The organism is Roseibium sp. R5, assembly GCF_055755305.1.
In genome coordinates this window covers 2008965-2028970 of record NZ_CM146910.1, presented here as the reverse complement: position 1 = coordinate 2028970, position 20006 = coordinate 2008965, and the positions used below count along the sequence as shown (strand labels likewise).

At 56.6% G+C, this 20006-nt stretch carries 21 protein-coding genes; 11 read left to right on the top strand and 10 right to left on the bottom strand.

What is annotated here, in order from left to right; all coding sequences use genetic code 11:
- Positions 1-7: 7 nt before the first annotated feature.
- From AC0J4F_RS09440 to AC0J4F_RS09415, 6 genes are read right to left on the bottom strand one after another with little or no spacing between them, the layout of a single operon-like run.
- Positions 8-1315, bottom strand: a complete 1308-nt coding sequence (locus AC0J4F_RS09440) for a TRAP transporter large permease (protein WP_473026059.1) — start codon at positions 1313-1315, stop codon at positions 8-10.
- Complete coding sequence (locus AC0J4F_RS09435; RefSeq protein ID WP_473026058.1) at positions 1312-1929, bottom strand: TRAP transporter small permease; 618 nt, start codon at positions 1927-1929, stop codon at positions 1312-1314. The genes AC0J4F_RS09440 and AC0J4F_RS09435 overlap by 4 nt, the downstream gene beginning before the upstream one ends.
- Before the next feature lie 29 nt (positions 1930-1958).
- Positions 1959-3044, bottom strand: a complete 1086-nt coding sequence (locus tag AC0J4F_RS09430; protein WP_473026057.1) for a C4-dicarboxylate TRAP transporter substrate-binding protein — start codon at positions 3042-3044, stop codon at positions 1959-1961.
- Between the two features lie 29 nt (positions 3045-3073).
- A complete protein-coding gene (locus AC0J4F_RS09425; protein WP_409694041.1) occupies positions 3074-3532 on the bottom strand; it encodes an OsmC family protein in 459 nt (152 codons plus the stop codon).
- Between the two features lie 6 nt (positions 3533-3538).
- A complete protein-coding gene (locus AC0J4F_RS09420) occupies positions 3539-4219 on the bottom strand; it encodes a malonic semialdehyde reductase (RefSeq protein ID WP_473026056.1) in 681 nt (226 codons plus the stop codon).
- Positions 4216-5097: a fumarylacetoacetate hydrolase family protein gene (locus AC0J4F_RS09415; protein WP_473026055.1), complete on the bottom strand. Its 882-nt coding sequence runs from the start codon at positions 5095-5097 to the stop codon at positions 4216-4218. Before AC0J4F_RS09415 ends, AC0J4F_RS09420 begins: the two co-directional genes overlap by 4 nt.
- 103 nt (positions 5098-5200) lie before the next feature.
- On the opposite strand from AC0J4F_RS09415, the gene AC0J4F_RS09410 reads away from it, so the two are divergent.
- Both AC0J4F_RS09410 and AC0J4F_RS09405 read left to right on the top strand, forming a co-directional pair.
- Entirely contained in the window at positions 5201-5587 is a 387-nt protein-coding gene (locus AC0J4F_RS09410; RefSeq protein WP_133951776.1) for a YciI family protein, read from the top strand.
- A gap of 101 nt (positions 5588-5688) precedes the next feature.
- Entirely contained in the window at positions 5689-6747 is a 1059-nt protein-coding gene (locus AC0J4F_RS09405) for an MBL fold metallo-hydrolase (RefSeq protein WP_133951774.1), read from the top strand.
- A 103-nt stretch (positions 6748-6850) separates the two neighbouring features.
- Here the strand turns inward: AC0J4F_RS09405 and AC0J4F_RS09400 are convergent, their stop codons facing one another.
- From AC0J4F_RS09400 to AC0J4F_RS09385, 4 genes are all read right to left on the bottom strand, one after another.
- On the bottom strand, positions 6851-7717 hold the full coding sequence (locus tag AC0J4F_RS09400; protein ID WP_133951772.1) for a metal ABC transporter permease: 867 nt from the start codon (positions 7715-7717) through the stop codon (positions 6851-6853).
- Positions 7717-8619, bottom strand: a complete 903-nt coding sequence (locus AC0J4F_RS09395) for a metal ABC transporter permease (RefSeq protein ID WP_473026054.1) — start codon at positions 8617-8619, stop codon at positions 7717-7719. The genes AC0J4F_RS09400 and AC0J4F_RS09395 overlap by 1 nt, the downstream gene beginning before the upstream one ends.
- Entirely contained in the window at positions 8616-9515 is a 900-nt protein-coding gene (locus AC0J4F_RS09390; protein WP_473026053.1) for a manganese/iron ABC transporter ATP-binding protein, read from the bottom strand. Before AC0J4F_RS09390 ends, AC0J4F_RS09395 begins: the two co-directional genes overlap by 4 nt.
- Positions 9516-9589: 74 nt before the next feature.
- Positions 9590-10447 (bottom strand): metal ABC transporter substrate-binding protein, encoded by an 858-nt coding sequence (locus tag AC0J4F_RS09385; RefSeq protein ID WP_133952085.1) that lies wholly within the window; start codon positions 10445-10447, stop codon positions 9590-9592.
- A gap of 229 nt (positions 10448-10676) precedes the next feature.
- Between AC0J4F_RS09385 and AC0J4F_RS09380 the strand changes: the two genes are divergently transcribed.
- The 9 genes from AC0J4F_RS09380 to AC0J4F_RS09340 all read left to right on the top strand — a co-directional run bounded on the left by AC0J4F_RS09380 (position 10677) and on the right by AC0J4F_RS09340 (position 19997).
- The gene (locus tag AC0J4F_RS09380) at positions 10677-11945 is read left to right on the top strand and encodes an MHYT domain-containing protein (RefSeq protein ID WP_473026052.1); all 1269 of its coding nucleotides are present in this window, start codon (positions 10677-10679) and stop codon (positions 11943-11945) included.
- A gap of 422 nt (positions 11946-12367) precedes the next feature.
- Positions 12368-13234, top strand: coding sequence for an FAD binding domain-containing protein (locus tag AC0J4F_RS09375; protein WP_473026051.1), 867 nt, complete (start codon positions 12368-12370; stop codon positions 13232-13234).
- A 23-nt stretch (positions 13235-13257) separates the two neighbouring features.
- On the top strand, positions 13258-13767 hold the full coding sequence (locus AC0J4F_RS09370) for a (2Fe-2S)-binding protein (RefSeq protein WP_473026050.1): 510 nt from the start codon (positions 13258-13260) through the stop codon (positions 13765-13767).
- Positions 13764-16184 carry an aerobic carbon-monoxide dehydrogenase large subunit gene (locus AC0J4F_RS09365; RefSeq protein WP_473026049.1) on the top strand — a complete coding sequence of 807 codons (2421 nt, stop codon included), beginning with the start codon at positions 13764-13766 and terminating at the stop codon, positions 16182-16184. Before AC0J4F_RS09370 ends, AC0J4F_RS09365 begins: the two co-directional genes overlap by 4 nt.
- Positions 16185-16245: 61 nt before the next feature.
- On the top strand, positions 16246-16398 hold the full coding sequence (locus AC0J4F_RS09360; protein WP_166672802.1) for a hypothetical protein: 153 nt from the start codon (positions 16246-16248) through the stop codon (positions 16396-16398).
- Between the two features lie 20 nt (positions 16399-16418).
- The gene (locus AC0J4F_RS09355; RefSeq protein WP_473026048.1) at positions 16419-17303 is read left to right on the top strand and encodes an AAA family ATPase; all 885 of its coding nucleotides are present in this window, start codon (positions 16419-16421) and stop codon (positions 17301-17303) included.
- Between the two features lie 3 nt (positions 17304-17306).
- Positions 17307-18506, top strand: a complete 1200-nt coding sequence (locus AC0J4F_RS09350) for a vWA domain-containing protein (RefSeq protein ID WP_473026047.1) — start codon at positions 17307-17309, stop codon at positions 18504-18506.
- A gap of 19 nt (positions 18507-18525) precedes the next feature.
- A complete protein-coding gene (locus AC0J4F_RS09345) occupies positions 18526-19398 on the top strand; it encodes an XdhC family protein (RefSeq protein ID WP_473026046.1) in 873 nt (290 codons plus the stop codon).
- A gap of 23 nt (positions 19399-19421) precedes the next feature.
- Positions 19422-19997 (top strand): SRPBCC family protein, encoded by a 576-nt coding sequence (locus tag AC0J4F_RS09340; protein ID WP_473026045.1) that lies wholly within the window; start codon positions 19422-19424, stop codon positions 19995-19997.
- The last annotated feature ends 9 nt before the right edge of the window (positions 19998-20006 follow it).

The window sequence follows — 20006 nt, the reverse complement described above, 5'->3', positions numbered from 1 at the left end:
GCTCCCTCTAGTTTAAGATGGCCAGGCTCAAGGACGGCCAGCGGATCAGAGCGATTAGAACGATCAGCATCACCAGCGCGAAGGGAAACGCGCCGATGAACACATCCTTCAAAGAAATCCTAGGGTCGTTCAATGTTGCCTTGATCACAAAACACGAAATTCCGAGTGGCGGAGTTAGAAGCCCGATTTCCGCGCCGACCACCGTCACAATGCCGAACCAGACAAGGGACATGCCCATCGGTTCGACCAGCGGCAGGAACAAGGGCACCACGATGAGAATGATCGACGCGGTATCGAGTATGGTGCCAAGGAAAATCATCATCAGCACATAGATCACCATGACCCAGAAGAAGGTCATTTGCGTTTCCGTCAGGAGATCTCCGAGATCATTCGGCAGGCCCGCGAGACCGAGCATCCGGCTGTAGATCGATGCGGCAGTGATCAAGAACAGAATAGACGCCGTGATGTGACCGGTTTCCAATAGCGCCTGCCACAGCGACTGCAATGTCAGCTTTTTACGGAACGCAGCGATCAGCAGACCAAAAAGAGATCCTGCAGCACCTGCTTCAACCGGAGTTAGCCATCCAGTGTATATCCCGCCCAGGACCGCAACGATCAACAAGAGCGTTGGAATGGTTTTGTCGGCGATTTCCAGAGGGCTCATCCACTCTGTTTCATCCGATGTACGACCGCCGACATACTTTGGCGTGAAACGTCCCATCAAAAAGATCGCAACAACGTAAGCGGCCGCCAACATCAAGCCCGGGACAACACCGGCAAGGAACATATCTCCGACGCTCTGCTCAGCGACGAAGGAATAGATGATCAACATCGCCGATGGCGGAATGATCATCCCAAGGACCGACGACCCGGCCACCACCCCGACTGCGAAACGCGGGTTGTAGTTGAACGCCAGCATTTGCGGCACAGAAACCTTGGAAAAGACCGAAGCGGAGGCAATGGAAGATCCGGTCACCGCAGCGAAGACCGCATTGGCACCGACGGTCGCCATGCCGATCCCGCCCTTGACCCTCCGGAATCCGGAATTCATGACCTGATAAATATCGGCCCCAAGCCCTGCCTTGGAGACGATCAAACCCATGAATGTGAAGAGTGGCACGGTGGCGAAAGTGTATTCCATCACACTGTCGCCAATGGCAATTTTCAAAAGGTTGATCGCGAGATCGAAATTGTCTCGCATCAACAAGATTGAAACGAAGGACACCAAGCCGAGAGCGATCGGAATGTAGACGCCGAGATAGACGAGAACGACGATCGCGACAACGGACGCAATTCCAATTTCAAATGGGCTCATTGAATTTTCTCTTCAGCCGCAGGCTCATCGGGTTTTGGTGCGTTCTTCTGGCCGAAATAGGGCCCGCTGTACCCCAGTTCACTGTCTTCGTCTGAAGGCTTACCCAGTCGTTCGAAGGCCTTGAAAAGAAACAGAAGTGTGCACAGTCCAGCGCTAAGATAGATGGCCAGCTTGATCGGCCACCAAGGGGCCGTGAAGATACCAGGGACACCGAAGAAGTCTTTTGTCTCATACATTTCGACGAACTCCGGCCAGATTGCATAAGCAACCAAAGCCATGAATATCGCCGATGCAAAGTCGATAACCCGGCGGATCGTGTCAGCCAGCTTTGGCCGGGTTGTTCCCAAGATCGTCAGAAATCCATCAGAGCGGGTAAGCCGGCTCATCCGAACGACATCAGGCAACTGCAGGAAGACGATCAGAACCATCGAGAACTGAACAACTTCGACGACCCCCCGGAATGGCGCGTTGAAGAAGCCACGCGCCACCACATCGTAATTGACCACCAGAACCAGACCGAGGACGATCAGGGTGCCAACTGCGTTAGCGCCAATCGCTACCCAGTTGGCTGCTGTTGCCAAGGCCTTGAGGCCGGTGTCCAGAAGACGCAGCATAGAGCTAATCCTGTACTCAAGCCTGCGGCTTACTGCGTCAGTTCCGCGGACCAGTCCCGGACCGGGGTATGGCCAGCTTCCTTCAGTTTGGCCGTATAGGACTTCAGCATATCGCTGCCTGGCTCGCCTTTTGTGTCGAGATCTGCAGCCCATTCGACCGCGATATTCGGCATGTTTGCGGCCCATTGTGCACGTTCAGCCGGGTCCATCTCGACGATCGTACCGCCGGATTCCACATAAGCGGCACGGCTTGCTTCAGCGCGGTCCATCGCAACACCGGCCACGTGATCGCGATAGGCAACAGCCACGTCCTGCAGCACCTCTTTGACTTCATCCGGGAGCTTGTCCCAGTAGTCCTTGTTCACGGTGATTGTTTTGGAATTCACCGCGCCGAGGTCCGCTTTAAGCATATACGGTGCCACTTCAGCGATCTTGAAGGTTTTGGCAGCTTCCGGCCACAGCATCGCGTTGTCGACCAATCCAGTCTGCAGCATGTTGTAGAAGTCCGTCAGACCACCGCGCACACCAGCGGCATTGTCGAGACCTTCCAGGTACCGCAAGTTCATGCCTGCACCGGCAACCTTGGATCCGCTCAAGTCGGACAGCGAGTTGATCGGCTCCTTGGAAAACACCTGGTAGGTGTCGAGCACCACGCCCGTTGCCAGATAGACCTGGTTTTGAGCCTCAAACTCTTTCTGCATGGTCGGGTATTCCTTGGCGATTTCGTCGACCGCTTTGGCAACAGCCCGGGCATCCGGTGCAATGAACGGTGTCACGGCGGACAACGCCTGACTTGGCAGCTTGGATGAATGGAAGATCGTGGTGACAATCCCGATGTCGCCGAGGCCGAGCTTAACGCCCTCAAGAACACCTTTCGGTTTGACGATTGACCCACCATAGCTCTCTTGCCAGTCGATCTTGTAGTTGCCTTTTTCAGCAAGGCGTTTGTCGACTTCAGGAATAAAGAAGTTTGTGAACTCCTTGACCCACATCGCACGGGCCGGATAGCCATCAATCACGACCGCCTTGATGGTTTCGGTCGCAAAAGACGGCATTGCAATTGCGCTTAACGCGGCAAGAGCGATTACGCTCCGTCTGGTCAGTTTTCCGATCATCACATTTCCTCCCAAAAACATCAGAGACGTCAGGCCTTGGCCCAAGTTGTCTCCATTGAGGTCCCCGACTGTTCAAACAGTTTGGACAGGGGACAGTACTTGGCGACTTCAGATCCGACGCGGTCGAGCTCCTCTTGCGAGACCGAACCATCGCTGGTCACTACCTGCCGCAACGCGACAAAGGGAACGTCGATCTCCTCCTCAAGAGTGACCCCCCGGCGATCGAATTCGCAGGTAATTTCGATTGTCAGGTGACCGATGTCGGCCCCCAGTTTGCTGGCACACTTGTGCCCGATTACATTTGTACAACCTGCCAGTGCGGCCAATGCAGCTTCTGTTGGCGCCGGTCCCAGATTTGTGCCACCCCGCGCCTCCGGTTCATCGATCTGAAAGGTCAAGTCGCGTATGGAAACGTCTGTCCGTGAATGGCTGATGCCCAGCCCTTTGGCACGAAGCTTGACGACTGTTTTTTCTCTCAAGCTCGGCATGCGGCCTCACAAGAACTTGCAGGCGATATCAAACGGCAACCGCGGCAGTTTTTGGAACAACGCACTCTCATCCGCATATCCAAGATTACACAAGAAGTTCGATTTCAACGTCGTGCCAGCAAAAAACTCCTCATCGACTATCGTGTTCGAAAAGCCGGACATGGCTCCCACATCAAGACCGAGGGCCCGTGCAGCGATCATGAAATAGGCGCCTTGCAACGTCCCGTTCCGGAATGCGGTCGTCTCGGAATGCTCGGGCTTCCCTTCGAAATGCGGCCTCCGGTCCTCGTGCGGAAACAGGAAAGGCAGCTCTTTCCAGAAGTCCAGATCATGGGCAATGATCACAGCCACCGGTGCAGACATCATCTTGTCGATGTTCTTGTCCTTGAGCGACTTGGCCAGCCGCTCTTTTGCAGCCTGGCTCTCGATGAAGAAGAACCGCGCCGGACAGGTGTTCATACTCGTTGGACCTGCAGCGGTGATCTCGTAAAGCAATTCAAGCGTGTCACGGGACACTGGCTTGTCCTGCCAGGCATAATGCGAACGCGCCTGGCGCAAGATCAAATCAATGCCGTCATCATCAAGTTTCGTGACTCGTTCGCGTAGGGACCGGACCACATCCTGGGCCTCAGCACGCAATGTTGCCAGAGCTTCTCCAACCGGTGCTTGCGACGCTGCCATTGTCATTCGGCAGCCTCCGTCGCGCGCATGTCTTCTTCAGCGACAATCGGATTTGCACAAATACCGATGCCTTCGATTTCGACTTCAACCACTTCACCCGGCCGCAGCCAGCGTTGAGGCGTCTTCGCGTGGCCCACTCCAGGGGGTGTCCCCATGGCAAGGTAATCACCCGGCTCCAGGGTCGTATACTCAGAGATGGTGGAGATCGTACGGGCCACGCTCCACAGCATGTCGGACGTGGTCGCGCTTTGCAAAATTTCGCTGCCGACCCGGCTTTCGATCTTCAGGCCTTCAGCGCCCTTTGGCAGCTCGTCGGGCGTCACAACAACTGGACCCACGGGACCTGTGCCGTCAAAGTTCTTGCCAGGCGTCCACTGATGAGTTTTGCGCTGATATTCGCGAACGGAACCATCGTTGAAAAGCGTGTAACCGAAGACGTGATCCAACGCGCTGTCTTCACTGATATGCCGGCCGCCTTTGCCGATGATCACCATAAGTTCGGCTTCATAATCGAGCTGCTCGGAACAAGAAGGACGCACCATCGGAGCCCCGGCGGGGATCATTGACGTCATCGACCGCATGAAGAGCGCCGGATAGGTCGGCACATCGTAACCGCCTTCCTTGATATGATCGACGTAATTCAACCCAAGGCAAATGATCTTGCCGGGTGCCGCCACCGGCAATTCCGGCGTTATCGCGGACAGATCAAAACTGGCAGCTTCGTCTTTTTTGGCCACCAGTTCGGAAAGATCCGCTGCGCCGGAAATCAAACCCATCAGATCATGGCCAACTTTGCGGTCCAGTGCCGTCAAGTTCCAAGCCTTTTGACCTTCGACCAGATAAACGCCCTGACCTCCAGGTCCGGTTCCCACAATGAAGCGCATGATTTCCTCGGTGTTAACGAATACCACCTCACTTTGACGACGTTTTTTTAGTTTGTCAAATAATATCGATTTTTTTATACTGCTGCAAAATTGGAGGATAAAAATGCCCAAATGGCAGGAATATAAGCAGATCGCCAAAGAGCGCGGTGCGCTTGCTTTGGAGCTTTATGTCGTCAACACAAAACCTGTCGGACCGGACGCGGACATTCCCGGGACCCTCCCTGATCACCTCGCATACCAGGCGCAGTTGGAAGCATCCGGCAGTCTCGCCTTTGCTGGTCCGGTCTCCGATGAAACCGGCGAAGAAATGCAGGGCGAAGGCATGATCGTCTATCGAGCTAAGACTCTAGAAGAAGCTCGAGCTCTTGCTGATGGCGACCCAATGCATGCGCGCGGGGTTCGCAGCTACACACTCCGACGCTGGATGATCAATGAAGGCAGTTTCACGCTGTCGGTCGGTCTTTCGGCGAAAAAAACGAGTTTCTCGTAAGCAAAAATCGGCCGGCGCCGCGCAAAGCACGCAGCGCCGTCCAAAGGATCAAGAAAAACGGGACTCAAAGAAGGAAGAAACGAAACCATTGGGAGGAAACGATGTTTCGGACACTGATTTCTGGATTACTGCTCAGCTCAGGCACCTTGATGGCGCCGCCCGCACTGGCAGAAAACTGTCTCAAAGTCACCTTAACCGGCACCCAAGGCGGACCACCTGTCTTTCAAGGACAGGCGGGTGCCGGTACTCTTGTGCAGTACGGCTCGGAAGAAAACAAATGCAACGACATGCGCTTGCAGTTCGATACCGGCCGTGGAACCACACAACGCCTGTCCCAGGCCGGTGTACCGGTCGGCAAAATCGATGCGATTTTCCTGAGCCATCTGCATTCCGATCACACCGAGGGCCTTGCAGACATGATGCAGCTGCGCTGGCACTTTAATTCTGGCGGGCCGAAGGTTGATCTGGTGTGCAGTGAGGAAACCAAATCTCCGCTTGGCTTCTCCTTAAGCTGCGAGCGCTTTGCCACACATATCGGAGATGCCTTGATCAACTCCGGTGAAATCGCCCAACGGCTTGCTGAAAACAAAAAACGCCTTCCCGGCGGCCCGGCCGAGCTGATCAATGTCAAGGACTTCAAACCTCAAGATGAGGCCCAGGAAGTCTGGTCAAAAGGCTACGTAACAGTCAGCGCCATCCGGTCAACACACATCCCAGGACATGCTTCCTATCGGGTAGATACCCCTGCCGGCAGCGTGGTGATCGGCGGTGATGCAGGCAATGATGTGCGCAAGCCGCCGCGAGAGACATCTACATCAGGCCAGGTCGAAAAGCTGGCACAAGGTGCGGACATTGTCGTGCATTCCACGATCCACCCGGTCATGGGGCCAGACGGTGGCACGGGCTTCCCACCACCGATTTACTTCCGTCAAAGCAATGCCACGGACCTTGGGCATCTTGCCCGCAGGGCCGGGGTAAAACACTTGATGCTCACCCATCTGATCCCGCCGGTCGGCGCCCCGCGCCAAGGTCCCTACAAACTCCCTGAAGGCGCACTGACCAACGAGGACTATACCGGAGCCGTGGCCGAAAGCGGTTTCGACGGCACCACGATTGTGGGCCAGGATCTTGTCTCGTTGACACTTCCGGTCAAAAACTGACCCGGTCAAAAGTCCAAAACGAAAAAGCCGTCCCGAACGCTTCGGGGCGGCTTTTTTCGTCACTGTTCCTAAACGATTTCAAAGGAAACAAACGTTGTAAAATTCAAACCTCTTTGAGGGTCCTGTCCTCCTCAACCCTGCGCAAAGACATCTGCCGAGTAACAATTTGCCGGCGGATGAAGGCAGCAATGAACGCTGCTGTCAGGATCAAGACAATGGTCGGTGCCGGCGCACTGTCGATGAAAAAGCTCAAATACGTACCGGCAAGCATGGAGAGCATGCAGACAACCACGGACACCCAGAGCATCGTGCTGAATTTCCGCACAAGCAAGAATGCGATCGCGCCCGGTGCAATCACCAAACCAATGGCAAGGATCAGCCCGGTCGCCGAAAGGGTCGCAACGATCGTCAATGAGAGTGCAGCAAGCAGGCCATAGTGAAGCAAATTGACCGGCAGCCCCGAGGCCTGTGCCTGCGCGGCATCAAAGCTGTGAAGGACGAGATCCTTCCATTTCAAAACCAGACCACCTGCAACAACAAGTGAGATGATGCCGGCGGTCCAGAGGTCCTGATTGCCAACACCCAGCATGTTTCCAAACAGAATGTGGTCAAGGTGAGCGTTTGTTTCGACTGCCACATAGAGCACGATCCCAAGACCGAACATGCCGGAGAAAACAACACCCATAACGGTATCCTGCTTTACCCGGCTGTTGGTCGAGAGATACCCAGTTGCCACAGCGCATACCATGCCGGCGGCAAAGGCACCCAGGATCAAGGGAAGACCGACGATGTAGGCCAGCACAATGCCGGGAAGAACGGCGTGACTGACAGCGTCACCCATCAGCGCCCATCCTTTCATGACCAAAAAACAGGATAACAGCGCGGTCGGAATCGAAACCAGAACGCAGATCAGGAACGCGTTCTGCATAAATGGGAATTTGAACGGCAGAAGAAGAAAATCGAGATCCATCACTGCGGCCCTCCGCCGGGCTGTCCTGGCAACACGGTATCAGAGGGCCCATTGCGAAGCGCTTGAGATGCTTTCCGGCGCGCGGACAAAAGGCCGTGTTTTGGCGCAAAGACAAAGGCAACAAGAAAGATCAGGGTCTGCAGCACCACGATGATCCCGCCGGTCGCTCCATCCAGAAAATAGCTGATATAGGCACCGGAAAAACTGGTGACCGATCCAATCACAACAGACAGTGCGATCAGTCTTGGGAACCTGTCACACAGAAGATATGCCGTTGCACCCGGCGTGACCACCATAGCGATCACCAGAAAGGCACCGACCGTCTGCATGGCCGCCACAACGGAGGCAGAAAGAAGTATGAAAAAAACAGCCTTCAGGAGTCCTGGTCGCAGACCAATGGTGCGCGCGTGGTTCTCGTCAAAGAAAGTGACCATCAGGTCCTTCCACTTGAGCAGCAGCACGCCCAGCGACACAAACCCGATAATAGCAAGCTGAAGCGTGTCTGCCGGTGTGATAGCCAGAATGTTGCCCATGGTGATGGTCTGGATCGATACCGACATCGGATTGACCGACACGATGAAGAGACCCAGTCCAAAGAATGATGTGAAAATCAATCCGATGATCACATCGACTTTCAATCCCGAGCGTTCAGATAGAAAAAGCATCGCTCCGGCAGCCAGACCGCCGGCAATGAAAGCCCCAAGAGCAAAGGGCAATCCGAGGATATAAGCGCCGGCGACACCCGGCACGACAGAGTGCGAAAGAGCATCGCCAATCAAAGACCAGCCCTTGAGCATGAGATAGGCAGAAAGGAACGCACAAACGCCGCCGACAAGTGCCGACACCCACATGGCGTTGGTTATATAGGCGTAGTTGAAAGGCTCAAGCAGAGTGGCAATCATGGCCGTTTCTCGGCCGTTTGCGTTTCATTTCCATATTGAACAAATGGGCGTTCATCATCGGTCAGGATGGTCACCTTCCGGTCATCCCCATCCGTGTGCAACGTCTGATCGCTGATGGTGAAATGCCGGAGAACGCCGCCAAAGGCCTGCTCCAGGTTCTCACGGGTGAACGTCGTTTCGGTGGGGCCAAAGGCCAGCACCGTTCCCTTGACCAGCACAGTGCGGTCACAGAACTCTGGAACAGATCCGAGGTTGTGTGTGGAGACCAGCATCACACGTCCCTCGGCCCGCAATTCTCCAAGGAGTTCGATAATCTGTTCCTCGGTTTTGACGTCGACGCCCGTGAACGGTTCATCCAGCAGAATGACTTGACCGTCTTGCGCTAATGCTCGCGCAAGGAACACACGTTTGCGCTGACCACCAGACAGTTCCCCGATCTGGCGCTTCCGGTAATCCTGCATGTTGACCCGGCTGAGCGCTTCGGCAACAGCATCGTGATCGGACTGTTTGGGACGGCGCAAGAACCCCATGTGGCCATACCGGCCCATCATGACAACGTCTTCAACCAGCACCGGAAACGACCAGTCAACTTCTTCCGACTGCGGTACGTAGGCGACGAGGTTTTTGCGAAGCGCTTCTTTGACGCTCATGCCCAGAAGTTGAATGGTTCCCTTCGCAGCTGGCACGAAGCCCATGATAGCCTTGAAGAGTGTTGATTTACCGGCCCCGTTGACGCCGACGAGTGCGGTGACTGTGCCCCGCGGGATCTCAAAACTGGCGTTCCAAAGCGCGGTATGGCCATTGCGGTAGGTTACGGTCACGTCCTCTGCGGAGATTCCGATATCTGACACCATGTTTGTCGATGCCAACTCCGGCTCCTCGATGACCTTCAACATTCAACAAATCCAATCATTACAAAATCCGGTCCGCCGGGGAAGAGCCGCGGCACCGAAAGGCGCCGCGGAAAAAATCAATTGGTCGCGCTTTCGAGCCCTTCGGCGACCGTTGTAGAGGTCACCCGCAGAAGGTCGAGATAGGTCGGGACCTGCCCGTCGGCTTCGCTGAGTGAGTCGACATAAAGCACCCCGCCATAACTAGCCCCAGTCTCCCGGGCGACCTGTTCAGCAGGCGCGGTATTGACTGTGCTTTCACAGAAGACCACCGGGATGTTGTTTTCTTTTACGCCGTCAATAACCGAGCGGACCTGTTGCGGTGTCCCAACCTGATCAGCATTCATCGGCCAAAGATAAAGCTCTTTCATGCCGAAATCGCGCGCAAGATAACTAAACGCACCTTCACAAGTCACAAGCCAACGCTTGTCTTCCGGAACTTGTGCGATTGTCTCACGAAGCGGTTCGATCACGCCGCGCAACTGCTCTTTGTAAGCTTCCGCGTTCTTTTTATAAATGTCCGCGTTAGCCGGATCTTGAGCAGAAAAGGCAGCTGCAATGTTGTCAATGTAGACCTGCGCATTGTTGAGGCCCATCCAGGCGTGGGGATTGGGCTTGCCCTCGTAGGAGCCGCTTCTGATGGAAATCGGATCAATGCCGTCTGTCAGTGTCGCCGACGGAATGTCGCCGAGGTTTGACAGGAACTGTTCAAACCAAAGCTCCAGGTTCATGCCGTTCCACAGAATTAGGTTGGCATCGGAGGCCCGTACGATGTCCTGCGGCGTCGGTTCATACCCATGAATTTCAGCGCCTGGCTTGGTGATGGACACCACCTCAGCCGCATCACCGGCAACATTCGAGGCCATGTCGGCAATGACGGTAAAGGTCGTAACGACCTTCATCTTATCTTCCGCCCAAGCGCTCTGCCCGGACATCATCGCGACCGCTGCCACAGCAGCAAATAAAGCAGTCTTTTTCACTGAAACCTCACACAATAAGTGTTTGACCCTGATGCAAGTGATATTGCAACTCATTCGCAAGTGTCAAGCTTATTGCGAATGAGTTGCATTAAAAACTGGCAACTTGGCCTGAGCCAAATCTTGACCTATCCTGAACCGAGGACACTGCTTCGTTCTATGAATGGTGTTGAGTGGGAGGACGCTCACAATGACAGTGACGCACGAGCCCTGGCTCGTGGCGCTTTCCCTGATAATGGCATTTCAGGGCAGCTATGTTGGTTTGGGTTTGGCCGTCCAAGTCCGCACGTCGACAGAACCCCGTCGGCGTCTGTTGTTGGCTGGAGCCGCGCTCACACTCGCATTGGCAATTTGGTCGATGCATTTTGTTGGTATGCTCGCCGCCCGCCTTCCTGTCCTGACAAACTTCCTTGTATTGCCGACCCTTCTTTCCTTTCTCGTCTGTGTGCTCGTCGTCGGTATCGGCGTGTTTGCGGCCAGCAATCGCCAACTGACACCCGTTCGCCTTGGGATCGCATCCTTTGTCATGGGGGCCGGGATATGCACGATGCACTATCTAGGCATGTACGCGTTGCATCTGTCGTTAAGTATGTCTCATGACACGGCCTATGTATTTGCCAGTTTCTTGATCGCCTTTAACGCCTCAGGCCTTGCGCTCTGGCTCTTATTCGGCCCCGGACGACGGCCACCAATGTTTGTCTCTGCGGTCGTGATGGCGCTTGCGATCTCTGCAATGCATTACATCGCGATGGCCGGCTTGACCGTTGAACCGCTTGAATCGCCAACACCCTCACTTGCTCCGGCCCTAGACCCCGGAACTCTCGCCATTTTGGTGTCCTGTGTGGCTTTTCTTGTCTCCGGTCTTTTTCTGCTCAAGCTTGTCCCGGAACAGCCTCTTGAAGGGGATGAGGCTCCCCACTTCGATGATGAGCTTGCTTTGCAAGCGGCAACACCAGCGAGCCCTGCGGCTGCGGAAGCGAATTCCGGAGGTTCGTCTTCTGCCAAACCGGAGCAGACCTCCAAACGCACTGCCCATGGCTTACAGTCCGCCGCCACTCCGATCCAAGCGCAGAAATTGACGGCAAAAAGGATGCTGCCGATCGAACATGACGGTCAAAAAACTCAGATCGCCACAACGGAGATCGTGGCCATCCATGCAGATGCGCATTACACGAAGCTGTTCGACGGATCACGGGAGTATTTCTGTCCCTTATCCATAAGCGAAGCCGAGCGTCAGCTGGACAGCAAAACTTTCAACCGGGTGCACCGGAGCCACATCGTGAACCTTGCATGTGTCGCTTCCTTCAAGAGATCCGGTGATGGTGGCCTACTGGTCCTGCAGGGTAAAGGAGGGCAGTCTGTACCAGTTAGCCGCTCTCGCTGGAGCCGTGTCAAATCCCAGCTCACGACAATGTCGGCGACCAACGCTCCAGAGCCCGACCCGGCTCCCGCTCACTAGCATCGTACTATCGGTTTCCTTCGGCAAAACGCCCAGCACGCAGTGCAACATACGCGTGCAAAGGCCGCATTTCGTGAACCAGACCGCTTTTCTGGCTTTTCGCTGCACAGCCACAGGTCTATTGAAAATAGATTTCCTTAAATTACTGACATTTCGAACAAATTTACCTCTACACCAAAGTCAAAAATATCGATTTTTTCACAAAAAACGTCAGCAATGATGACGTAATTCGTGAGGGAATAAACGTATTCCGTGCATACTCCTAGGTCATTTGTGCAGGTTTCCTTGAGAGTGCGCTGCAGCAACTGCGACGCTTACAGTCAGATGAGGCGCGTGGGAGAGCGCCGTACCCAAACGAAAGGGCCTGTCCAGATCTCGGACCACCGCCCAACCGTTTAAGCTGCATGAGGGAGGAGAAAGACGTGATCCCAGGTGAATTCACATATCACCGGCCAGCGACTGTCAAAGAAGCAGTGGCGATCCTGGCCGAACACGGCGATGAAGCCCGGCCCCTTTCCGGAGGCCACAGCCTGATCCCAATGATGAAGCTGCGAATGGCGGCACCGGAACATCTGATAGATCTTGCCGGCGTCGAAAGCCTTAAGGGCATTTCGGAAGACAGTGGAACCATCGTCATCGGAGCGATGACGACCCAACACGAGATGATCCATTCGGAGTTGCTTGCAGAAAAATCGCCGATCATTCGCGAAACATCCCTGCTGATCGCCGATCCTCAAATCCGGTATCTCGGTACACTCGGTGGCAACGTCGCTAACGGCGATCCGGGCAACGACATGCCCGCCCTGATGCAATGCCTTAATGCAAGCTATGTGCTGACCGGCCCGGACGGCGACCGTGAAGTCGCTGCGCGCGAGTTTTACGAGGCCGCCTATTTCACGGCACTGGCGCCGGAAGAAATTCTGACCGCTGTTCGGATCCCGACACCGGCGACGGGCCATGGTTATGCTTATGAAAAACTGAAGCGCAAGGTGGGTGACTACGCCACCGCCGCCGCAGCGGTTCTCCTCACGATGAATGGCGGAACCGTCGCATCCTGTTCCATAGCCCTCACAAATGTGGCCGACACTCCGCTTTTTGCCGCTGAGGCAGGCGAGATCCTGACCGGATCTGCGTTGGACGCAGAGACCGTGAAGAAAGCGGTTGCAGCCGCAGAGGCCATAACCGAACCGGCATCCGATGGACGTGGCCCTGCCGAATACCGCACGAAAATGGCGGGCGTGATGCTGGAACGCGCACTGGCCCGCGCAGCAGAGCGCGCAGGCAGCTGACCGGGGACGAGGGAGAGACAAGAATGAGCGATATTGAACAAATCCCGGTCACCATGACCGTCAACGGCAAGAAGGTGCAGCGCTTCGTGGAGCCGCGCACGCTTCTGATCCACTTCCTGCGGGAAGATCTCGACATCACCGGTCCGCATATTGGCTGTGAGACCTCCCATTGCGGTGCCTGCACCATCGAAATGAACGGCATGTCGGTCAAGGCCTGCACGATGTTCGCAGCGCAAGCCAACGGCGCAGATCTTACGACCGTCGAAGGCATGGCCAACCCGGACGGCACATTATCTGCCCTTCAGGAAGGTTTCCGCCAGATGCACGGTCTCCAGTGCGGCTTCTGCACACCGGGCATGATTATGCGGGCGCATGTTCTCTTGAAGGAAAACCCGAACCCAACGGAAGACGAAATCCGCATGGGGATCGCCGGCAACCTGTGCCGGTGCACCGGATACCAGAACATCGTCAAGGCGATCCAGTATGCCGCCGCCAAACTCAACGGCACTGATTTCCAGGAGGCTGCAGAATGAACGACATGACCCCGACACGGGAACAGCGGGAAGCAGCCCTCGAAGGCATGGGTTGCAAGCGCAAGCGCGTAGAAGACATCCGCTTCACGCAAGGCCAGGGCCAGTATGTGGACGATCTCAAACTGCCGGGCATGGTGTTCGGTGATTTCGTGCGCTCGCCCTACCCGCACGCAAAGATCACCAAGATCGATGCTTCAGAAGCGCTCAAAATCCCAGGCGTGATTGCCGTTTTGACGGCGGAAGACCTGAAGGGTGTGAACCTTGCCTGGATGCCGACACTAGCTGGTGACGTCCAGATGGTTCTGGCCGATGGCAAGGTGCTCTACCAAAACCAGGAAGTCGCCTTCGTCGTCGCGGAAAACCGCTACATTGCGGATGACGCCATCCAGCTTGTTGAAGTCGAATACGAAGAGCTGCCGGTTCTGGTCGATCCGTTCAAGGCCATGGACCCGGACGCACCCGTCCTGCGGCCCGATCTTGAAGGCAAGACAGAAGGCGCACACGGACCGCGCGATCACCACAACCACATCTTCAAATGGCAAGTGGGCGACAAGGACGAAACCGCCAAAGCATTTTCCGACGCCGACGTCACCATCAAGGAGATGATCTCCTATCACCGCACACACCCGTCACCGCTGGAGACCTGCCAGTGTGTTGCGTCCATGGACAAGGTGAAGGGAGAGCTGACGGTTTGGGGCACCTTCCAGGCGCCGCACGTCATCCGCACGGTTGCCTCGCTGCTGTCCACCATTCCGGAGCACAAGATCCACGTGATCGCGCCGGATATCGGCGGTGGCTTCGGCAACAAGGTGGGCGCTTACCCGGGCTACATTTGCTCAATTGTTGCGTCCATCGTCACCGGTGTCCCGGTGAAGTGGGTCGAAGACCGGATGGAGAATCTCTCCACCACATCCTTTGCCCGCGACTATCACATGACCACGGAAATTGCCGCAAAGAGTGACGGCACCGTGACCGGGTTGAAAGTGCACGTGCTCGCCGACCACGGCGGTTTTGATGCCTGCGCCGACCCGTCCAAATGGCCCGCCGGGTTCTTCAACATCGTCACCGGCTCCTATGATTTCCCGACCGCCCATCTTGAGGTCGACGGGGTCTACACCAACAAGGCACCGGGCGGAGTTGCCTACCGCTGTTCCTTCCGGGTGACGGAAGCGGCCTACTGCATTGAACGGGCCATGGACATCCTGGCACAGAAGCTGGAGATGGACCCAGCCGATCTTCGTATGAAGAATTTCGTCAAGCAGGAACAGTTCCCATATCAGTCGGCACTCGGCTGGGAGTATGACAGCGGCGACTATCACACGGCCATGCAAAAGGCGATGGACACCATCAGCTACCGCCAGCTGCGCGAAGAACAAAAAGCCAAACAAGAGGCCTTCAAACGCGGAGAAAGCCGCGAGATCATGGGCATCGGCATTTCGTTCTTCACCGAAATTGTCGGCGCCGGCCCGTCGAAGAACTGTGACATCCTCGGCGTTGCCATGTTCGACAGTGCGGAAATTCGTGTCCACCCGACAGGCTCGGTGATCTCGCGCATGGGCACCAAGTCCCAAGGCCAGGGCCATGAGACTACCTGGGCCCAGATCATCGCGACCGAGATCGGTATCCCGGCTGACGATATCATGGTCGAGGAAGGCAACACGGATACGGCACCCTATGGTCTTGGGACCTACGGCTCGCGTTCGACGCCGGTCGCGGGCGCTGCAATTGCTCTTGCGGCACGGAAGATCCGCAACAAGGCCCAGATGATCGCGGCCCACATGCTGGAGGTCTCCGAGTACGATCTGGAGTGGGACATCGACGGGTTCCAGGTGAAGGGCAATCCGCAGGCCCGCAAGTCGATGAAGGAAATAGCCTGGGCAGCCTACAACGCCCCGCCGCCCAACATGGAGCCTGGTCTGGAAGCGGTCAGCTATTATGACCCGCCCAACATGACCTATCCGTTCGGCGCGTACTTCTGTGTCATGGATATCGATGTCGATACGGGCGTTGCCAAGACACGGCGGTTCTACGCGCTGGACGATTGTGGCACCCGCATCAACCCGATGATCATCGAAGGACAGGTGCATGGCGGTTTGACCGAGGCTTTCGCCATCGCGATGGGGCAGGAAATCCGCTACGACGAGACCGGCAATGTCATGGGCGCCTCGTTCATGGACTTCTTCCTGCCAACCGCCGTGGAAACGCCGCATTGGGAAACCGATCACACGGTCACCCCGAGCCCGCATCACCCGATCGGCGCCAAGGGGGTCGGTGAAAGCCCAAATGTCGGCGGCGTTCCTGCCTTCTCCAATGCGGTCAACGATGCGTTCCAGTTCCTGGGCTCAACGCATATCCAGATGCCGCATGATGCGTGGCGTGTCTGGCAGGCGGCCAAGGATCTTGGCGCGCATAGCTAAGTACGAGCGAATAAGATCTCCCTCCCGGCGATTGGGAGGGAGACAATTCAAGGACGATTTCATGACACTCACTGATGCGCTGCAGGCCGATGATCTGCTTCTTCCAATCAATGCACCTTCCCGGCGTGTGTTCGAAATCGCCGTCGCGAATGGTTTTGTGGTCTGGCCGAAACCGGCCAACGAGAAATCTGAAAAGGCGCTGGCGTCCAGCTGACTGGCCCGGCCGAACAGACCATGACGACCCAGACAAAAGACACACTGGCCGAAGCGCTCGCTGCCACCGGATACGTTGCAGATGATGGCCTTGCCATGACCCTTCTCCTCACCGAGATGTTGAACAGGCCTTTGCTTCTGGAAGGGGAAGCCGGGGTCGGTAAAACGGAAGTCGCCAAGGCGCTCGCAAAGCTGGACAACACGGATCTGATCCGCTTGCAATGCTACGAGGGTCTCGACCGTTCCGACGCGATTTACGAGTGGAACTATCAGCGCCAGCTCCTCGCCATCAAGGCACGGGAAGGTACCGGCGATGACGCGGAAACCGTCGAAGAGGCGGTGTTTTCCGAAAAGTATCTTTTGGAGCGCCCCCTCCTGGCTGCGATCCGCCAGGACAAGGCGCCGGTCCTTCTGATCGATGAAGTTGACCGGGCCGATGAAGAATTCGAGGCGTTCCTGTTAGAACTCCTGTCCGACTTTCAGGTCTCCATTCCCGAACTTGGCACCATCGAAGCCACAAGCATTCCCCGGGTCATCCTGACTTCGAACGGAACACGGGAACTGTCCGACGCACTGCGCCGCCGGTGCCTATATCACTATGTCGATTACCCGGACACCAGCCGCGAAGCGCGCATTCTTTTGAGCCGGGTGGAGGGACTGGACACTGCCCTTGCCCTGCAAATCGCCGAGCTGATGGGCAAATTGCGCAAGGAAGACCTTATGAAGGTGCCGGGTGTTGCAGAAACCATCGACTGGGCGGCTGCCCTTGTCGGCCTTGGCACAAAAAACCTGCATGAGCGGCGTGAGACGGTTTTCGACACGCTGGTCTGCGTTTTGAAGACACGCGAAGACCAGGCCCGCATTACATCGGAAGTCACCGATCGGCTTCTTGGAAAGGTGGCCTGAGCCATGGCCTCCGTCCATCTTGACTGCCATGACGATCTTGGCGCCGCAGTCCGGGTACGCCTCGCAGGGTTCGTGCGTTCCTTACGCGACAGCGGGTACAAGGTGGGTCTTGGCGAAACGGAAGATGCAACTCGCTTGCTTCAGTCCGATATCATCAAACGTCCCCAGAGGCTGAAGGAAGCGTTCCGGGCCCTTTTTTGCGGCCGCTTGTCCGACTGGACCAAATTCGATGACGTGTTCGATGCCTATTGGCTCGGGCGCGGTGTGAAACCCGGCATCAAGGTCTCCGGCAGCAGTTCCAGGAAGACCATGAAAACCATCCGCGAGTTGGTTGATGCCCAAGGCCCGCGTCAGGACACCATCGCAGGTGATGTTGACCGGGTTCCGGGCGAAGAGGACGAGCCCAGCGACGAGGCACCGTCAGGACGCCGGGAGGGGGCCAGCATTGCGGACCACCTCGGCAAGACCGACTTCCGGAACATCCATGACCCGGAACAAATGGCCAAAGCCCATGAACTGGCAGAAAGCCTCGCCAAAGCCATGCGGATCCGCCTCACGCGCCGGGACAAGCAAAAGCGCAAGGGTCCCCGGCTCGACTTGCGCAAGACGATCCGTCACTCAATAGCGCATGGCGGCACGCCTATCGAGTTGATCCGCAAGGGCCCGCGCGCGCGCCAGCTCCGTCTGGTGATCCTTCTCGATGCTTCCGGGTCGATGAGCAATTACACCGGTGTCTTCACACGGTTCGTGCACGGGCTCCTCGACAATTTCCGGGAAGCCGAAGCGTTCCTGTTCCACACCCGGCTTGTCCATGTCTCATCCGCTCTTTCAGAACGCGACGCAACGCGAGCGATCGACCGGATGGGCCTGATGGCCCAGGGCATCGGCGGCGGGACGAAGATCGGTGAGGCGCTGGCGGACTTCAACAGGTCCCACGCTGCCCGCGTCATTCATTCCCGCACCTGTGTGATGATCCTTTCCGACGGCTATGACACGGGCACACCGGACCAGCTCGGCGAAGAGATGGCCCGGCTTCGCAAACGCTGCAAGCGGATCGTCTGGCTCAACCCCATGATCGGGTGGGATGGCTACGAGCCGGTAACCGGCGGGATGCAGGCCGCCCTGCCCCATGTCGATCTGTTTGCGCCAGCCCATAATCTCGACAGCCTGGCCGCCCTCGAACCTTATCTTGAACGCCTGTGATGCGATGGGAGAGACACCGATGAAACACTCTGCCCCTGAAACACTGAGCGCTGCACAACAAGCCTCGGCAACCGATGTTTCCGCTTTGACAGAGCAACTACGGAAAGATGCCGAACCCTATGCACTGGCGACAGTCGTCCGAACCATTTCGGTGACCGCTGCGAAAGCCGGCGCAAAAGCCGTTATTGCCGCAGACGGCAGCATCGCTGGGGGTTGGATCGGTGGCGGCTGCGCCCGGTCCGCCGTCATCAAGGCTGCGAAGGCTGCCATTGAAGACGGCGAGCCAAAACTGATTTCCCTCCAGCCGGAAGATCTGCTGGCGGAACTTGGCGTTGAAGCTGGAGACAACCGGCAAGGCGTACAGTTTGCAAAAAACATGTGCCCAAGCCAGGGCACGATGGACATCTTCGTCGAACCGGTTCTCCCACGACCGAAACTTGTTATCCTCGGAGCAAGCCCTGTGGCCGTCGCCCTAGCACAGCAGGGGCCGAACATCGGCTTTGAGTGTATTGCTCATGCCCCGCTCGAAGACCTGAGTGCATTCCCAGAGTTTTGCGATCTCAAAGACGGTTTTAACGTCCCAGAAAATAATTACGCAGAGCGCTATCTTGTAGTCTCCACCCAAGGGCGCGGTGATTTGGCGGCGCTTGAGTCCGCCCTTGCTGCGAACTCGAAACACATCGCCTTTGTCGGCAGCCACAGGAAAATCGCCCATCTGAAGTCCAAGCTACGCGAAAAGGGGATCCGCGAGGAGAGCCTTGACCGGATAGACGGTCCTGCCGGGCTCGACCTTGGTGCGATCACGCCGGAAGAAATCGCCCTTTCGATCCTTGCCGAACTCTTGATGGTCCGCCGTAAGGGCCAACGCGGAACCGACGTTCATCACATTTGAAGTTACAGACGGAGTATAATTCCATGCAAATGACCGACAGCCAACGGATCGAGGCGCCCCGCGAAACGGTTTGGGCGGCGCTGAACGACCCGGAAGTTCTCAAGGCATCGATCCCCGGCTGCGAGGAGTTGATCAAGCACTCCGACACCGAGCTGGAAGCCAAAGTGAAGCTGAAGGTCGGCCCTGTGAAGGCAACGTTCGGCGGCAAGTTGGAACTGCTCGATCTCGATCCGCCGAACGGATATCGCATTGAGGGCGAAGGGTCCGGCGGTGTGGCCGGGTTTGCACGCGGCGGCGCGAAGGTCCAGCTGGAAGCAGATGGGCCGGACGCCACCATTTTGCACTACGAGGTCGACGCCAAAGTCGGCGGCAAGCTCGCGCAGCTCGGCGCTCGCCTGATCGACTCCACAGCCAAGCGCCTAGCTGGTGAATTTTTCACCGCGTTCGCGGAACAAGTTGCCCCGAGCGCACCCGAAGAGGCCGAAGAAATTACAGATGCGGCCGGTGACGCAGACGCGTTGAAGGAAAAGAAAGGCTGGCTCGGCGGGCTGTTTGGCGGAAAGAAAACCGAAGAAACACCCCACGAAGCAGCCGAGTAACAGGTCTGG

Bases quoted from the DNA above. Each gene is read 5' to 3' on its own strand.
- AC0J4F_RS09440 (WP_473026059.1), bottom strand. From the start codon at position 1,315: ATGAGCCCATTTGAAATTGGAATTGCGTCCGTTGTCGCGATCGTCGTT.
- AC0J4F_RS09435 (WP_473026058.1), bottom strand. From the start codon at position 1,929: ATGCTGCGTCTTCTGGACACCGGCCTCAAGGCCTTGGCAACAGCAGCC.
- AC0J4F_RS09430 (WP_473026057.1), bottom strand. From the start codon at position 3,044: ATGATCGGAAAACTGACCAGACGGAGCGTAATCGCTCTTGCCGCGTTA.
- AC0J4F_RS09425 (WP_409694041.1), bottom strand. From the start codon at position 3,532: ATGCCGAGCTTGAGAGAAAAAACAGTCGTCAAGCTTCGTGCCAAAGGG.
- AC0J4F_RS09420 (WP_473026056.1), bottom strand. From the start codon at position 4,219: ATGACAATGGCAGCGTCGCAAGCACCGGTTGGAGAAGCTCTGGCAACA.
- AC0J4F_RS09415 (WP_473026055.1), bottom strand. From the start codon at position 5,097: ATGCGCTTCATTGTGGGAACCGGACCTGGAGGTCAGGGCGTTTATCTG.
- AC0J4F_RS09410 (WP_133951776.1), top strand. From the start codon at position 5,201: ATGCCCAAATGGCAGGAATATAAGCAGATCGCCAAAGAGCGCGGTGCG.
- AC0J4F_RS09405 (WP_133951774.1), top strand. From the start codon at position 5,689: ATGTTTCGGACACTGATTTCTGGATTACTGCTCAGCTCAGGCACCTTG.
- AC0J4F_RS09400 (WP_133951772.1), bottom strand. From the start codon at position 7,717: ATGGATCTCGATTTTCTTCTTCTGCCGTTCAAATTCCCATTTATGCAG.
- AC0J4F_RS09395 (WP_473026054.1), bottom strand. From the start codon at position 8,619: ATGATTGCCACTCTGCTTGAGCCTTTCAACTACGCCTATATAACCAAC.
- AC0J4F_RS09390 (WP_473026053.1), bottom strand. From the start codon at position 9,515: ATGTTGAAGGTCATCGAGGAGCCGGAGTTGGCATCGACAAACATGGTG.
- AC0J4F_RS09385 (WP_133952085.1), bottom strand. From the start codon at position 10,447: ATGATGTCCGGGCAGAGCGCTTGGGCGGAAGATAAGATGAAGGTCGTT.
- AC0J4F_RS09380 (WP_473026052.1), top strand. From the start codon at position 10,677: ATGACAGTGACGCACGAGCCCTGGCTCGTGGCGCTTTCCCTGATAATG.
- AC0J4F_RS09370 (WP_473026050.1), top strand. From the start codon at position 13,258: ATGAGCGATATTGAACAAATCCCGGTCACCATGACCGTCAACGGCAAG.
- AC0J4F_RS09365 (WP_473026049.1), top strand. From the start codon at position 13,764: ATGAACGACATGACCCCGACACGGGAACAGCGGGAAGCAGCCCTCGAA.
- AC0J4F_RS09360 (WP_166672802.1), top strand. From the start codon at position 16,246: ATGACACTCACTGATGCGCTGCAGGCCGATGATCTGCTTCTTCCAATC.
- AC0J4F_RS09355 (WP_473026048.1), top strand. From the start codon at position 16,419: ATGACGACCCAGACAAAAGACACACTGGCCGAAGCGCTCGCTGCCACC.
- AC0J4F_RS09350 (WP_473026047.1), top strand. From the start codon at position 17,307: ATGGCCTCCGTCCATCTTGACTGCCATGACGATCTTGGCGCCGCAGTC.
- AC0J4F_RS09345 (WP_473026046.1), top strand. From the start codon at position 18,526: ATGAAACACTCTGCCCCTGAAACACTGAGCGCTGCACAACAAGCCTCG.
- AC0J4F_RS09340 (WP_473026045.1), top strand. From the start codon at position 19,422: ATGCAAATGACCGACAGCCAACGGATCGAGGCGCCCCGCGAAACGGTT.